Below are 16100 nucleotides of genomic sequence, written 5' to 3'. Positions count from 1 at the left end.
CAGTTCGGTTACACCAAGGTCCGCTATCGCGGCCTGGCCAAGAACACCGCACACGTGCTGACCTTGTTTGCGCTCTCCAATCTGTGGATGAAGCGAAAGCAGTTACTGCCTGCCATGGGGAGCGTGCGCCTGTAACCCGGGGATTTCCCACGGAAAGCGCCAGAAATGGCCAAACTCCGAAGATCCAAACGCGACTCTCCGCAACGACGCGACATTCCGCGCTCTCAGGCCGCGTTATTCAGACCTTCCCTAACGTCATAGCTGGGCAGCTTTGGAAGAACTATGGTGACGGGGTCTCCGCCGAACAATGGTGTCCACCGAGCCCGCCTCTTTGACGAGCCGTGTTCAGGACAGTAGGGCTGCGGTCGCTTCATTTGTAGCCCATTCTACGAGCCACATACTCGCCTAAGTCTGGGCGAGTTTCATTTGGCCGCCGATATTTCATTTGCTGAAAGGTGGTGGTGATTCGGCTGGGTAGTTGGCACAGAGGGCTGACCAATGTAAGCTGCCGTCGGCCCATGCGCGGGCCCGCCCGTCCACAAGGCGAAGTCGAATCGACAGCGCGTGACCTCTACGAGACCTGCCTTGACCTCCAGAGGTCGCCGCTGGCTTGGTGTGTGGACGCATCGACCTTGCAGCGACCGCTGAGATTGAGTCATGGCCAATAGTCTTTCGCCGGCACAGATCATCCGCATCAAGCGTCAAGCCAAGAAGTTTGCGCGCGAGAATTCCCTAACGCACGCCGAGGCCCTTGACCGGGCTGCAGCAGAGCATGGGTTCGCCAATTGGTCGTTATTGTCAAAGGCACGCGGTGCGCCTGGCGGTCGACCAAAGGTGACTCCCGAAGCACCTGTAGGGCGGGCGGCCACCCGTTACTACCTGCATGGCGACCAGGATGAGGAGGATCCATCCACCTATTACTGCGCACGATGCGATTCGTTCCGCCCCCCTGATCATTTCGAGAATGCCGCTCTGCATCGAGGGCAGTCCCATGAGATGCGGTACCTTGAATCGATTGAGCGCTGGAGCGAGCGCGGCGCGGTGTGGCGAAGCCGGTACCGCCGGCCAGAAGGCGCCACCAATATGCTGGCGGCAAAGGCCGTGTCCCTCAACGCGGCCTACCAGAAATCCCGATCTGCGTTCCATCGCTGGCTACTGGCCCAGGTAGATCGTGATGACATGGTGTCGGATCTGGCAGTGGATGTGCGCGCTGACAAATCATTCCCCGTCAGCGCGAGCAGCCGGCAAGAGATTGAGAGCTACTTGGCCAGGCACGGCAACCACGTGCTGGAAGCATTGGAGCGCGCCTGGCTGGAATTCTCGTCAGCACACGGCGAACGATGAACGCCCGAACTGCAGAGGTCGACCGGCGGTGGCAGTGGCGCGTCATGGCGCGCTACTGCGCACGAAGAATAGGGAGTGGCTCCGGAGCGTCAAGCTAATCCCGATTCACATGCATAGGGAAGCGATTGCGTCGGTTGGTAGACAGGTAGGCGTTTGGTTAAGCCAGCTAGCGCCCATACATGGCAACTGTAAAATTCTCCCAACGTTCAGAAAAACTGACAACAGACCTTCTCTAGCTTGATCCTGGGCTGCCGCTGTGGGGTGAACCCCAGACACTCTTATCGCGTGTCGACCGAACCCCGATTCCCTTCTCTGACCTGGAAGAAACGGCGAGCAAGCATCTTGGGTGTCTTGACGAGCTGACGCGGCTGAACACAACACAGCGAGTCGCCCACCCGACTTCGGCTAGCGCGACAGAGACGCCACTCTTGAAGCTCTGCCGCGCGGTGCCTTCGCCTAGCCTTGGAGTTAAGTCCCTCGAATGTCCATTAATCATGCCTTCCTTGTTCCAAGCTAGCCTGCTGGCCTGCGTGCTGCTCAGCGCACCGGCGTTTGCCGCTGCGCAGGACAGCAAGACCGATCCTAAGAACGATGCCAAACCGGACGCTGCCGCCATAACCAAACCAGCGCCGCTGCCGGCCGATGTCAGCGTGCGTCAGAGCACGCGCATGGCGGGGCGTAACCTCAACTACACTGCCACGGTCGGCACGCTGCCGGTGCGCGACGCAGAGGGAAAGACCATCGGTGAGGTGGTCTTCACCGCCTACACCGTCGACGGCAAAGACCGCCCGGTCACCTTCGCATTGAACGGCGGGCCAGGTGCTTCGTCGGTCTATCTGAATATGGGCGCGATTGGGCCAAAGGTGGTGGGTTTCGGCACCGAAGGCGCCAGTGCGTCGGCGCCAGCAGTACTGCGCGACAATCCGGGCACCTGGCTGGACTTCACCGACTTGGTGTTCATCGACCCAATCGGCACCGGCTTCAGCCGCTCCCTGATCGGCGACGACAAGGCCAAGAAGCAGTTCTACAACCCGCAGGCCGACGTGGAATATCTCTCGCGCGTGGTCTACGACTGGTTGCTCAAGAATCGCCGTCTGCAAGCACGTAAGTATCTGGTCGGCGAGAGCTATGGCGGCTTCCGTGGCCCGCGCATCACCCACTTCCTGCAGACCCGCCTGGGTGTGGCAATGAATGGGGTGGTGCTGGTGTCGCCCTACCTCAATCCGACGCTGGACGACAACAGCGATGTATCGCCCCTGGCTTGGATGATGACGCTGCCGTCGATCACCGCCGCGCACCTAGAACGCCAGGGCCAACTCAGCGACAGTGCGATGCACCAAGTGATCGATTACACGCGCGGCGACTACGCAGTGGCGCTGATGAAGGGCCGCACCGACCCGCGGGCCAACGAAGCGATGCTGCAACAGGTCACCCGCATGACCGGACTCGACCCCGCGTATGTGCGGCGTTCCGGTGGTCGTCTTGAAACCCAAGCGTACCTACGCGAAGCATTTCGCGACAAGGGTGAATTGGGCAGCCGATACGACTCCAACGTCACCGCGTTCGACCCGTTCCCCAACGATCCCGAGCAGCGCGCCAACGACCCGCTGCTGGATAGCATCATCGCGCCAACCACCACTGCGATGGTGGACTTCGTTACCCGCGTGGTCGGCTGGAAGGTCGATGCGCGCTATCAGGCCCTCAATGACGACGTCCACATGCTATGGGACCGGGACGACGAACTGCGCAAGGGTGCTGTCACCCAACTACGTCAGGCGGTGGCGATCGACCCGAAACTGCGCGTGCTGATCGCGCATGGCTGGAATGATCTCTCCTGCCCATTCATGGGCTCGGTGCTGACGGTGGATCAGATGCCAGCCATGGGCAGTGATCCTAAGCGCGTGCAGGTGCGCGAGTATCCGGGCGGGCACATGTTCTACAGCCGTCCCGACAGCCAGGCCGCATTCCGCAATGATGTCAAGGCGATGTACGAAACGCGCTGAGCGCATGCATCGCCGGGCGTGTTAACGTCCGGCGATGGGCGATGGGGCGATAGTCTGACTGGCGGTGGACGTTCTCTTGAGCACCATTGGTCACCTTAAGCTTAGTGTGCCCGGAGACCTCTAGTTACAGCCAGATCAACCATTGACCGACAAAGCAAGGACATGAATACAATTTAGTTTTAATTGCACCATTTTAGGATCAATCATTAACTTTGTTATAAAGGCGATAGGATTCCTCCTTAATTGACATAAATGGCTTCATCTGCATGACTCCGTTTGGCCCATCAACTTCCCAAGTATCGCTATTTGTCCGCAACGCAAGAAGTAACGCGCTGCGTGGAAGTGCTCTGTCAGGCGCTTTGACGCAAAAGAGTGCGAGCGGCCCGGTCATTAATGCTACTAAATCTGGATGGCGCTCATCAAGCGGCTCTAGACGCATCGGCATATCAAATTTAATTTCTGCTACATCCCCTTGACGCCACCAGCGCTCTACCTTGAAAAACCGCCCAGCAATTACTTTTCCACGAGTTTCCTTTCCATTGATGCGTACCTCTGTGCCAGGCCCCGCCCACCGCGGGATTCTTAGAAGAATCTTGAAACGACCGCCTCCGGACGCGACCCTCAGTCTAGACGTACTTGATAATGGGTAATCAGTTCGCTGCTCAATGACGGCATCGCTCCCGGGCAGACTCACCGAGATACGCGAAGGAATGTAGAGATTTACATGCACTCTACTATCCTCAAGCATGTAAGCACTGATACCGTAATCAGCAACAAGCTGCACAAAGGTACCGGAACAGCACGGCCAGGCCTCTCCCCGGAAAGCCTTGCTTGCGCTATTACTATAGTCGGAATAATAGAAGGTTTCGCCTTCCGCTGTCGTTGGGCGGGCTCCTAGAATGGTATTGTAAAGAACACGCTCCATGCTGTCTCCATATCGGCTATCCCTGGTAATGCACAGGAGCGAACGGGTTATTTTAAAGTGTGCATGCGCGCCGCATGGGGTTTCAAATGAGCGATGCGTTGACACTAATGAATTGGCAAGAGACGTTCGGTCATCCGGACCCAATAACTCTTCGTTTGGCCCCCAGCCACCAGTAGAATAAGATTGCCGTTCGAGAAAGTCGAAGCCGTTAATTGCCGCCTTCAAGTACTTCGCTGAGCCAGTTGCATAGTAAGCCTCGATCGCAGAGCTAAGTGCGTTTACGTGGCTATAAGCATGCTTGCCTGCGAAAGGACTGACGCCGAGTGCAAGTGGATCGAATAGCGACTCGTCCTGAAGAAAGCGAAGTGCTAGCTTGCGATAGCGCTCGCCTAATCCAAGCTGCCAAGCCTTGAAAAGATTCTCAGGCAGGACGTAAGGCTCATCCCAAATCTGAGCTTCGCGCGAGTAAGGTCTCTGACGCCTCTCTTCGCGCGTCCACGCCTTCTCCGGCAAGTACGGCAATACGGCATCTGTTACCCTGTTCAACGCCTCAGACGCAGCTGTCACGCCTGCAAAATGGTGGGCGTCTATCAGTCCTTCGAGGAGTTTGTTGTACGTGTAAGCCGGTAGGTTGTAATCTTTAAAGAAGTCACCACTGATGGTCGGCATATAGAGTGACACCAGCAGCTCAACTTTACGACGAATCTGTTCGTCATGATTCGCAGCATGCATCCTTGAAAGGCCCGAGATGTACTGGCCAAACGAGTGACCTGGAATATAACCATGCCAGTTCGCAGTGCTCCAATCGCTGGGATCGATGTGAAAATCCCGGGAGTCGTCGTACCACCCCCCCATGTCCCTGCCAGGTGCAGGTTGGCCGGCCCTGGCGCGAAATGGCTTGAGGAGCCTATCTTCGTCGAGGCTCATGAATAGCATGCGCTGATGGACAAGTTGTTCTTGCAATGGACTGTCAAACAGCAGTACTTGGTCATGCCCAGCTGGCTTCAGTCGCATTCTGTGTGAAATGCCGGCCACCACAGGGGCGTCGCCGGCTGCAAAGACACTGGTAGGTAGAACACACGCGCATGTAAGTGTGCAGACTTGACTAAGGAGATAACGGCGGGATAGTCCGGGCATGTCTGACTTCACGTCCCCTTCGATGTCTTTAGTTGTGTGAGCCTCATGAAGGCCACATGCTTCATCGGTCTGTCGGGGCAGGATTGGCATTCAGAACGCCTTAGTCGAGTTGGAATCAATCTTGCAACATTCAAAAATTTTGCGTGGATATGTTGTTATTAATACAAGTAACCGATCAATGGTGGACAGTCAATAGCCAGGCTGACGTGGTGCAGCGAACTCGGCTCCACAATTTACGGTCACCGATGATATAACTCAGCAGCAAGACTCGCTTGCTCCCAGGTGCATTACTTACGATTAGATGCCATCAAGCTCGCGTTGGTCAAAACACGGGTGTAGCCATTGCACAGGACCGTCATAAAAACCTGGCTATAGCGTTCTTTTCACAATCCACCGCTCGGCAATTGCTACGAATATTTTTTCGTGAAATATTTTTTTTTGCCATGAAGTCTATTTCTCATCAACAATGGCCTTGGACGAAATTGCAGCCTAAAAAACGAAGCAACAGCGGAGCTTGAGCGTTCACTCCTCTAATATCGACCTTAATTTCCTCGAATACTTCAGGCTGCCATATGGATAAGATCATTAAAAAAGCACGTCGCGACCTTGATTCCTGGCTAGCTTATATTAATAGCTTACACTCAACAGTTATCGATATGAGCCTCGAAAGAATGCGGCATGTCGTAGAATTAATGGGCCTCTCAAGGGTTGCGCCCTATACATTTATTGTTGGCGGAACCAATGGGAAAGGAACTACATGCCATACAATCGAGAAAACCTTATTTTATTCAGGATGCAAGGTGGGCGTATACAGCTCCCCGTTCTTGTTGGACTACAAGGATTCGGTGCGGATTAATGCTGAAGATGTCTCCGAAGATTTTTTTATCGAAGCATTTGAAAAAATCGAAATTGCCAGAGGGCCAACTACGCTGACGCCCTTTGAATTCAATACATTGGCTGCATTTTATATCATTAGCACACAAAAGGTTGACGTAGCCATTATTGAAGTCGGGATGGGCGGGACCGACGATGCTACCAATGTGATCGATATAGATACGGCAATCATAACCAACGTCGCTCTCGATCATATGCAATGGCTTGGAACAGACCGAGAGAGCATTGGAGCAAAAAAAGCAGGCATAATGCGTGAAGAACGAAATGTCTTCATAGGCGATACAAATCCCCCTCACTCATTGATTGAGCACGCAAATTCAATAAATGCTTTTCCTCATCCCGTTGGTGTCAAATGGAATTACCAAGTTTCAAATGACGGCTGGAAATTCTCGGACTCAATCGGAAATATCGATAATCTTCCTGCTCCCATGATGCCGATTGATAATGCCGCGCTTGCGCTGGCCGCTTTACGCATGAGTCCACTCGACTTCAAACTTGCTGCCTTTGAAAAAACCATGAGGGAAGATAACCTTCCAGGGAGATTTCAGATAATTGAGGGGAATCCCAGGATTATTCTCGATGTGGCGCACAATCCACACGCGTCTTCATACTTAAAAAGAAGGCTTGAACAATTAGACATTAAAGGGAAGTACTTATTTTTAGTGGGAATCCTGGGGGACAAAGATATTAATGGCACAATTGATAATCTAAAGGGTCTTTCAAGGCATTGGTACTGTTGTGACATCGACGCTGGCCAACGGAGCTCGCGTGCAGAAGATATTTCGAGGCACTTGCCCGGCGCAAGAAATTTCTCTTCCATATTGGATGGCTGGAATACAGCCTTGGCCGATGCAGATGATAACGACGTTATCGTCGCTTTTGGATCATTTTATGTGGTCGCGCCAATTCTGAGGGAGATCTCGGGGAGGCGACCTTAAAATAATACATTCCGTTCAATCCAAAAATAGTAACTGGCATAAATGACATGTAATTATTGATATAAAGCTAGAATTTTAGACTTTATTCTCTATCAGCACCCTCTGAAGCTACTGACAAGAGGGCCGTAGGCGAATTATCTAGATGGCGGGCACAATTGATTTCATGTAATCAGCCGATTGGTAGTTGTCTGGCGATAGATGTGACGCTAACTGAGGCGTTCGGAAGGCGATTTCTAATGTATTGGCTTGGATGAATTTGCGCGTTCTTGTGCTGCATAGCAGCATTCAATCAAGCCTTCCAAGCCGCTTTGATGCTTGAGATCTTGTTGACTGGCAAGTGATGGAGCCACCGAAGATGCTTTTTGTGGAATTGCACAAGACAGCGCCCTTTGACATTGCAGGCTCGCCATCGAGGTAACGTTATCATTGCCCAGGCAACGCTGACTGCAGCACTTGGGAGGATATGTGCAGAGAGATCGCAGAGGGTTCGTGCTGGGTATAGCAGGCGCAGTGGGTTTCCTAGCTGCGCTGTCCGCGTTTTCATCTGATGCACTCCCAAGCGAACAAGCCAATCAGATTACGGCTTTCGGCAAAGCCAGGTTGGAAGGGTTGCACACGTCCCAGGCACGCGTGCTTTCGCAGCTTCTTTTCGGAAACATATGGATTGTGTCTGCACAGACCGATCTGAGCCGAGATTTGAGAGAAAGCGTTGAGGTGCGATTGCATGTGGACACCTTGCCAGAGATCGCGCAAGGCATGCAGCTTTGGCGCTATACACCTTGGGCTGCCTGGACCCGTCGTCTTGCGGTATATCGTGCAAGTGAGTTGAAGTCTGACGATGTCCAACTCATTTACTGGCGCGACCATGATGATGTCTATGGCGTAGCCGTACCGTTGAGCGATGCTCACACCTCTATCCCTGTACAGTTGCCACGCTTTGGTGTGCAACTACAGAGTTTGCATGTACAGATAGCTGGTTTCGCGGCACTTGGGCGTAGCGATAAGCTCAACGGCGCTGCGGCAATCCGCACACAACGCCATAGCGTGGGAACTGTACACGTGGAGTTGGCCGAGTTGTGCCCATTTTTCGCCTATACCGCCAAGCGTCCGACAGCGATGCGTGCATTGGGATTCGCGATCGATTTCGCATGAAATGACGGTTTACTGCAAGCGAATCTCCCGATTGATGGAAAAACCTGAAAGATTGGAGTTTGACTTTCATGATTGAGCGCATCAGTCGACGTACGCTGCTAAGCCGCATAGCCGCCTTTGTCAGCGCTGCCGCGTTACCCGGGCCTGCATGCACCTCAGGGAGGCCCGCCGTTAGGCCAGACCTCATCGATGTGGTCAACGGTCGACTGCGCATTGTGCAAGGTGCGCGTGTCACCGAGATAAGCCTACCAATGAACGGCATAGCCAGCGTGATCAACGCTAAAGCCGAAGATTTGGCTCACGCTGGTGGATTCTTCGCCCGCTCTAGCGGGCCAGCCACAACAGCACGGTCGTTGCCTGATCGCGTACGTCTGGAGCGTGTAGACATCGCGGTCGAGGTGCTGCGGAGTAATGGCGAGATACGCTTCCTGGATGCACAAGGCAACATCCGTATCGCCGAACGGGGAGATGTCGCCCCAATCGCCGGGCTGCACGCGACCCAAACTCGCGGCTTTGCTATCGAGACCGAGAGTGCGCTGCATGGGCTTGGACAGTTTCGTGAACCGGTATTCGACTACCGGGGACAGGACGTGTTACTGGCACATGCCAACAGCGATGCGGTCAATCCGTATCTGGTTTCGACTGCCGGCTGGGGTCTGCTCTGGGACACCGGCACCAGCGCCTACCTGCGGCAGCGTGGTGCTGGCCTGGAGTTGCACTCGCTAGGCGGAGATGTCGTGCGCTATCACGTCTGCATAGGCAATGGATTGGATGCGTTGGTGCGGCTCTACAGAGCGCTGACGGGTGCCGCCGCGCTACTACCCAAATGGGCTTATGGTTTCTGGCAAAGCAAGGAGCGCTACGCCAGCCAAGCCGAGTTGGGTAGCGTGGTGGACGAGTACCGCAAACGTGGTCTGCCTCTGGACGCGATCGTGCTGGACTGGCGCTATTGGGGTGAGAACGGGAAGTTCAGTGGGATGAGCTTCGATCCGGCCCTCTTCCCCGATCCGACTGCAATGACTGCACATGTTCATCGCCAGCAGGTCGCGGTGCTGGCCTCGATCTGGCCAGCGTTCGGACCAGAGACTGCGATCTATCGGGACATGGAGGCTGCGGGCTATCTTTTTCCAGGTGAGCACTGGAGCGGAGGGCGTGTATTCGATGCGTCATCTGCATCGGCGCGCGCACTGTATTGGAAGTATGTCAAAGCCGGTGTCATCGACCATGGCTTCGATGGTCTCTGGACAGATGGTAATGAGCCGGAATTTCGCTCCACCGCCGAACGCTGGGGGACTGCTGCCGCGTTCGCCGCCAATGGCAACGAAGCTGCCGGGCCAATTCAAGCCAACCTGCTTACTTACTCTTGGTACCAGGCGAAGGGCTTGTCCGAGGGCCTGCTCCGCGATGTGCCCGGCAAACGTCCTGTGATCCTGTCGCGTTCGGCCTACGCCGGGCAGCAGCAATTCGGAACGGTGACTTGGTCCGGAGATATCTTCGCAAGCTGGGGCACCCTGACCAATCAGGTGATCGCAGCGATCAACATGGCCGCTTCCGGCATGCCGCATTGGAGCTGCGACATCGGCGGATTCCTTGTCAACCATCGCTATCCGAAAGGTCTGGAGGATTCCGCTTACAAGGAATTGTACGTGCGTTGGTTTCAATTCGGTGCATTCTTGCCGGTCTTCCGTGCACATGGCACACATGTACCGCGTGAGTTATGGCAATTCGGTGAACCGGGCACGCCTTTTTATGATGCGCTCGAGCATGCGCTTCGCCAGCGTTATGCGCTGCTGCCGTATGTGTACGCGCAAGCGGCAAGGGTTGCACTGGACGGCGATAGTTTTGTACGTCCTTTGAGCGCGGCTTATCCCAACGACACGCAAGCGCGAAAACAAACAACGTCTTATCTGTTCGGTGACGAGCTCTTGGTCAGAGTGGTCGATCGTCCATATCAGTACGCCAGCACCAATATTCAGGAGCTCCTGCCTAGCCGTTCGGTACGAGGCATCAACGAGCCTGCAGCGCTGATCGAGTACTTTGAGGGTTCAAGGTTCGAGCGCAAGATATCGCAACGGCTGACCGACGACATCAAGCTCAGCTGGCCAGGCGACATTCCTTCGACATTGGCTGGCAAGCCCTACTCGGTGCGTTACCGTGGCCGTCTGATCGCACAGGAAACCGGAGAGCACGAGTTTGTAGTGATGGGCAAGGGCTCGATCAAGCTGGTCCTGGATGGTCGTGTGCGTGTCAATGAGACCGTCGCGCCAGCAGTGGCGGATGCTGCGAACGGTGCTGTCTCGTTTAAGGAGCATGCGGGCGACGGACGTTATACCTTTCGCGCTGTATTGGAACGCGGCCAAGGCTATCGCTTCGAGCTCGAGCAGAGCCAGCCGGTTGCCGACGTGGTGAGCTTGTGGTTTGAGTGGATTACTCCGTCTCAGCGTGCACGCATGCAGTTGCCAGACGAGGCGGTGGTGGAGACCTATCTTCCTGGCGGCCACGATTGGTACGCGCTGCAAGACGGGCTGCGTTATCACGGCGGTGCGCTTGTGCGCACACCGGCGCTGTTGCGTCATATGCCTGTGTTCGTGCGAGCTGGCGCGATCCTGGCAATGACTCCTGGCCGCGACCGTAGCGTCGGCGTGCTGCAATCCATGACCCTGCGCGTCCATCCCGGGCGCGACGGCAGTGCCATGCTTTACGACGACGCCGGGGACGGTGATGGTTATCGCAAGGGCGAATGCGCGCGCATCCCTGTGACGTGGGAGGACGCCACGCGCACCTTGCGACTTGGCAAGCGAGAGGGGAGCTTCCCGAGCATGCCCAATCGCATCACCTTCGCGGTGGAATTCCCGGATGGCCGTGCCGGTCCAACCGTGGAATACAGCGGTAGACCATTAGATATCGCGCTATAGCCTGCTGTCCGTCTACTGGCTCGACAAACCGATGCCCGTGACGTGCCTGCTTCTGCAGATCGTAGCTTCAGTTCGTTCCTTCTTCTGTCGAAGGGACACCGCATCTGCCTACGAGTGTCGATGGCAGGATCGAACCGATGTATCCATGCAGCCCAAGGAATCTCGATGAGCCGGACGTTTCCGATCGCCACCTGCTTGATGCTCACGCTGGCGGTATGCCCAATACAGGGCTCTACATCCACGGCGGCGACAAAGCCTCAAGCTGGATGGTTGGATGCGTCGCTGAGTCCTGACGAGCGTGCGCAGCTTGCGGTTGCAGCCATGACTCAGGCGGAGAAGCTGCAGCTAGTCTTTGGCTATGCGACGGGCGAACAGGCGACAAAGGGCTTCACCCCGCCGGCTGGGGCATACCCAGGCTCGGCGGGATTCGTTCCCGGTATCGCGCGTTTAGGCTTGCCGCCATTGTGGGAAAGTGACTCAGGAATCGGAGTGTCTGGCGTAGGTCCTGCAGCGGAGCAACGCCAGCGCACCTCGCTACCCTCCAGTCTTGCAATCGCTGCGAGTTGGGATGAAGTGCTCGCAGAGAAAGGTGGCGCCATGATTGGCGGCCAAGCACGCGCGAGTGGATTCAACGTGCTACTGGCCGGCAGTGCCGTGCTGACCAGGGAACCACGCAGTGGACGCAACTTCGAGAACTCCGGTGAAGATCCGTGGCTAAACGGCGTGATCACAGGCGCACAAATACGCGGGGTACAATCAGCTGGTGTGATAAGTACACTCAAGCATTATGCCTTCAATGCTCAAGAAACCGGTCGCACCTCAATGGATGCCCGTATTGATGAAGCTGGCGCACGGCAGTCCGATTATCTAGCAACCCAAATTGCTTTAGAGCGATCGCATCCCGGCTCGGTGATGTGTGCGTATAACAAAGTCAACGGCGTTTATTCTTGCGAGAATTCAAAGTTAGTCCGCATGCTAAAGGAAGAGTGGGGTTATCGCGGCTTTATCATGTCTGATTGGGGCGCGGTACATAGCACCGTTGCGTCAGCGAACGCCGGGCTGGATCAACAATCTGGCTGGCCCTTTGACAAGGAGCGCTACTTTGGTGATCCGCTGCAGAAGGCAATCGATCGTGGCGAGGTAAAACAGGCTCGGCTGGATGACATGGCAGAGCGGATCGTGCGATCGATGGCCGTAGCCGGTGTCATTGATCGCCCGGTAGCACCGGAGCAACCAATCGACTTTGAGGGCGATACATCGACAAGTCGCGAGATTGCCGAAGCCGGAATGGTGCTGCTAAAGAATGATCAACAACTGCTACCGCTTGCGAGAAATATCCGTTCAATCGCAGTGATTGGAGGCCATGCTGATAAAGGTGTTTTGAGTGGTGGGGGCTCTGCGCAGGTACATCCGGTGGGAGGTAATGCGGTACCGGGGATTGAACCACTCAATTGGCCTGGCCCGGTAGTTTATCACCCCAACCCTCCACTTTCCGCGATGCGACGCTTGGCACCGCATGCGACTATCGAATTCTCTGAAGGGAATGACATCGATTCCGCTGTGAAATTGGCTAGAAATAGCAGCATTGCAGTTGTGTTCGTGACGCAATGGACAGCAGAGGCGCGTGATGCTGCGCTTGAGCTGGAAGGTAACCAGGATGCTCTAGTCGCTGCTGTTTCTGCAGCAAATCCCAACACAGTAGTGGTCATTGAGAGCGGCGGGCCGATTCTGATTCCTTGGGTTGATAGTGTTCCAGTAATCTTGGAAAGCTGGTTCCCTGGTAGCGGCGGCGGTGATGCGATCGCAAATATTCTATTTGGCATCGTCAACCCATCCGGACGATTGCCAATAACCTTCCCAAGGAGCTTAGCCGATCTACCTCGACCGGTATTGGATGGCGTGGGACTCAAGCCAGAGGCTCCTTTTTCGGTCGATTATCATGAAGGTGCGGCAGTGGGATACAAATGGTTCGATCGTACCAATCGTGCTCCACTGTTCGCGTTTGGGCACGGCCTGTCGTATACGCGCTTTGGGATTGACATGGTTCATGTCGGGATAGACGGCCGGACCTTGACGGCACAAGTGCGTAATCACGGAAAACGCGCCGGTCAGCACGTGGTTCAATTCTATGCCCACGCTCCCGAGGGACGTTGGGAAGCACCTAAACGCCTTGTTGGTTGGTCCAAGGTGAGCCTGGAACCAGGCAAAAGCAAGCAAGTCGTCGTACAGATCGACTTGCGTCTGCTCGCACGATGGACCCCGACAGGGTGGGAGATCGCAAAAGGGACTTATAGGATATCAGCCGCCAGCTCGTCAGACGATGACAAAGGTGTCTATACAAATCTCGAGATCAGGGAGGATGTGCACTTGCCAGCCAGAAATAAAATGCAATCCTATCTTCGATATGACACGCGCTTACCGCTGGCAGAGTATTCAAACACATCGCCGATTCGCTGATCACTTACTGTCATTTACCCCATCCCGTGTACGTTGGTCTCGCATTCTTTCATCGGACCGAAGGTGCAGGCTCAATGCGGTCTCATCGATCGGATGCTGTGGCGATTGATTCGGGAGCGTTATCGGGGGCTGGCTGGGGGTATACGAACCTGAAGCTGCGACGTCCGGCCGCTGCAGTCCATTCGCATCCCATCGCCGGCCAACATCCAAAAGCCATTTCCATTCCCAAGAACAGACACCTAGCTTGCCTCTGGAAGCCCCCATCAGAACCTGGAGCACGTGTCAGATGCCGGATCCACGCCATGTGGACGCGCTCCGGAGGGCCGAACTGCAGGAGGAGAATCGCGAGTGACGATCGGCGGCGGCTATCATGGGCGTCTGGCGATACATACCTGCCGGCTTGATGGAGAACAGTTGGCAGGCCGGCAGAGGCGCCAACGTATGTTAAAGGAGAGCAGCTTGTTGCCACTAAAGTCTGCGGCGGTCGCAGTCGCCTGTTTGTTCACGACAGCATGTGGGACTCGGCCACCCGCTTGGGCGGAGGTTACCGCTAAGCCGACCGTGGCAGCGGTGCGGTTCGACGTCCATGCCGATCGGCAACGCACGCCGATCTCGCCGCTTATCTACGGCATAAACGGCGGTGATTTTGACGATCCGCGGATCAAGCGCCTGACCTTCAATCGCGGGGGCGGCAATCGGATTACCGCCTACAACTGGGAAAACAATGCGTCGAACGCGGGTAGCGACTTTCAGAATCAGAACGATGGCTACCTTTCGGAATCCGATGTGCCTGGAGCCGCCTGGACCGGGGAGATCGCGCAGACGCTGGCAACCGGGGCTTCCTATGTGCTGTCAGTACCCATGGAGGCCCATGTCTCGGCCGACAAGAATGGCGACGGCGATGTCAATCTGACGCCAGACTTCATCGATTCCCGCTTCGTGCGCTCGCTGCCGCGCAAGAATGCCCCCTTCACGCTTGTCCCGAACCTGACAGACAAGATCGTCTATCAAGATGAGTTCGTCCACTTCCTGAAAATACGTTTTCCATCAGCCTTTTCGGGGGCAATTGCCCGCATCGCCTTCATGCTCGACAACGAGCCTGACCTATGGGCGAAGACACATCGCCGCCTGCGCGGCTCGTCGACCGATGCCGATGGCGCGAAGCTCGCCTATGCCGAGCTGTTCGAGCGGAGCGAGGACTATGCTGCGGCGATAAAGGATGTCGCGCCCAACGCCTTGGTGTTCGGGCCCGCGAGCTACGGCTGGAGCGGGTACCGCGATCTGGATGGTGCGCCGGACGCGAACGGGCGTGACTTCCTGGACGCCTACCTCTCAGAGATGATCAGTTACGAAGCCGTGCACGGCCGCCGGTTACTCGACGTGCTCGATCTCCACTGGTACCCGGAGGCGACCGGCGGCGGCTTACGCATCACAGAGGGGGGTGATGGTCCGGCCGTCGCCGCCGCACGGCTGCAGGCGCCACGCTCGCTTGATGACCCGACTTATACCGAAACAAGCTGGATCGCTCAGTCCAAAATAAAGGGTCCCATCAATCTGATCCCCCGCATCAAGGCAAAGATTGCCGCGAACTATCCCGGCACCAAGCTTTCATTCAGTGAATATAACTACGGCGGACCCGACCACATTTCGGGAGGCGTCGGCCAGGCAGACGTGCTCGGGATCTTCGGCACCCAAGGCGTCTATGCAGCCAATTTATGGCCACTAAGCCAGACATACTCATTCATCCTGGGCGGCTTTGAAATGTTTCGCAATTTTGACGGGCGGGGAAGCGCGTTTGGTGACACGTCGGTGCAAACGACAACGACCGACGGCGCTGCGACCGCGATCTATGCGAGCGTTGACGCCGGCAACAATGGCCGCATGGTGCTGGTGATGATCAATCGCTCCGACCGGACGCGGGAGACAGCGACACGACTTCGGGGAGCTCAGCGCTTCAGCCGGGGGCACGCCTATCGACTTGACAGCAAGGACTCGCGCCCGCGAGATGCCGGCACCTTCGCGATCAGCGGGGCCAGTTTCGAGTTGAGTTTGCCGGCTTTCAGCGTGACCACCGTGGAGCTCAAGTGACGACAGAGCGGCATCAATGCCATAAGGTCCGCGTTGTGGCCGTTCATCGCAGTAAGATTGCGGCCTATCCATAACGACCGCTGTGGATCTCGTCAATTCGCGTCTCCATGCAATCACTGGTCAAATTGAACGATCTGCTGACAGCACTCGAAGCGGCGTGGAAACACCATGTTGGACATAGTCAGCAAAAGCATCCGAAACCCGCACGCTCTAAGCGCAGTCGCGGCAAAACGGCTACTACCTGATC

At 55.9% G+C, this 16100-nt stretch carries 8 protein-coding genes and 1 pseudogene; 8 read left to right on the top strand and 1 reads right to left on the bottom strand.

The window, feature by feature from the left end; translation table 11 throughout:
• The 3 genes and pseudogenes from FFY45_RS16800 to FFY45_RS16790 all read left to right on the top strand — a co-directional run.
• Positions 1-135: pseudogene (locus tag FFY45_RS16800) on the top strand (IS5/IS1182 family transposase); the annotation flags it as partial.
• A 522-nt stretch (positions 136-657) separates the two neighbouring features.
• Positions 658-1344 (top strand): YozE family protein, encoded by a 687-nt coding sequence (locus FFY45_RS16795; RefSeq protein ID WP_176341286.1) that lies wholly within the window; start codon positions 658-660, stop codon positions 1342-1344.
• A 494-nt stretch (positions 1345-1838) separates the two neighbouring features.
• A complete protein-coding gene (locus tag FFY45_RS16790; RefSeq protein ID WP_176341285.1) occupies positions 1839-3347 on the top strand; it encodes a S10 family peptidase in 1509 nt (502 codons plus the stop codon).
• A 199-nt stretch (positions 3348-3546) separates the two neighbouring features.
• On the opposite strand, the gene FFY45_RS16785 is transcribed toward FFY45_RS16790, so the two are convergent.
• Positions 3547-5286, bottom strand: coding sequence for a beta-L-arabinofuranosidase domain-containing protein (locus tag FFY45_RS16785; RefSeq protein ID WP_255172013.1), 1740 nt, complete (start codon positions 5284-5286; stop codon positions 3547-3549).
• Positions 5287-5981: 695 nt separating this feature from the next.
• Between FFY45_RS16785 and folC the strand changes: the two genes are divergently transcribed.
• The 5 genes from folC to FFY45_RS16760 all read left to right on the top strand — a co-directional run bounded on the left by folC (position 5982) and on the right by FFY45_RS16760 (position 15853).
• Positions 5982-7241 carry a bifunctional tetrahydrofolate synthase/dihydrofolate synthase gene (gene folC / locus FFY45_RS16780; protein ID WP_176341283.1) on the top strand — a complete coding sequence of 420 codons (1260 nt, stop codon included), beginning with the start codon at positions 5982-5984 and terminating at the stop codon, positions 7239-7241.
• Between the two features lie 510 nt (positions 7242-7751).
• Entirely contained in the window at positions 7752-8393 is a 642-nt protein-coding gene (locus tag FFY45_RS16775) for a hypothetical protein (RefSeq protein ID WP_176341282.1), read from the top strand.
• A gap of 68 nt (positions 8394-8461) precedes the next feature.
• On the top strand, positions 8462-11308 hold the full coding sequence (locus FFY45_RS16770; protein ID WP_176341281.1) for a TIM-barrel domain-containing protein: 2847 nt from the start codon (positions 8462-8464) through the stop codon (positions 11306-11308).
• Positions 11309-11473: 165 nt separating this feature from the next.
• Positions 11474-13765: a beta-glucosidase family protein gene (locus tag FFY45_RS16765; RefSeq protein WP_176341280.1), complete on the top strand. Its 2292-nt coding sequence runs from the start codon at positions 11474-11476 to the stop codon at positions 13763-13765.
• 570 nt (positions 13766-14335) lie between these two features.
• Positions 14336-15853: a glycoside hydrolase family 44 protein gene (locus tag FFY45_RS16760; protein WP_176341279.1), complete on the top strand. Its 1518-nt coding sequence runs from the start codon at positions 14336-14338 to the stop codon at positions 15851-15853.
• The last annotated feature ends 247 nt before the right edge of the window (positions 15854-16100 follow it).

Source organism: Xanthomonas hortorum, from assembly GCF_011305375.1.
GTDB classification, from domain to species: Bacteria; Pseudomonadota; Gammaproteobacteria; order Xanthomonadales; family Xanthomonadaceae; genus Xanthomonas; species Xanthomonas hortorum_E.
The sequence above is the reverse complement of the archived record's forward strand: the minus strand, read 5'-3'. Positions and strand labels throughout refer to the sequence as shown.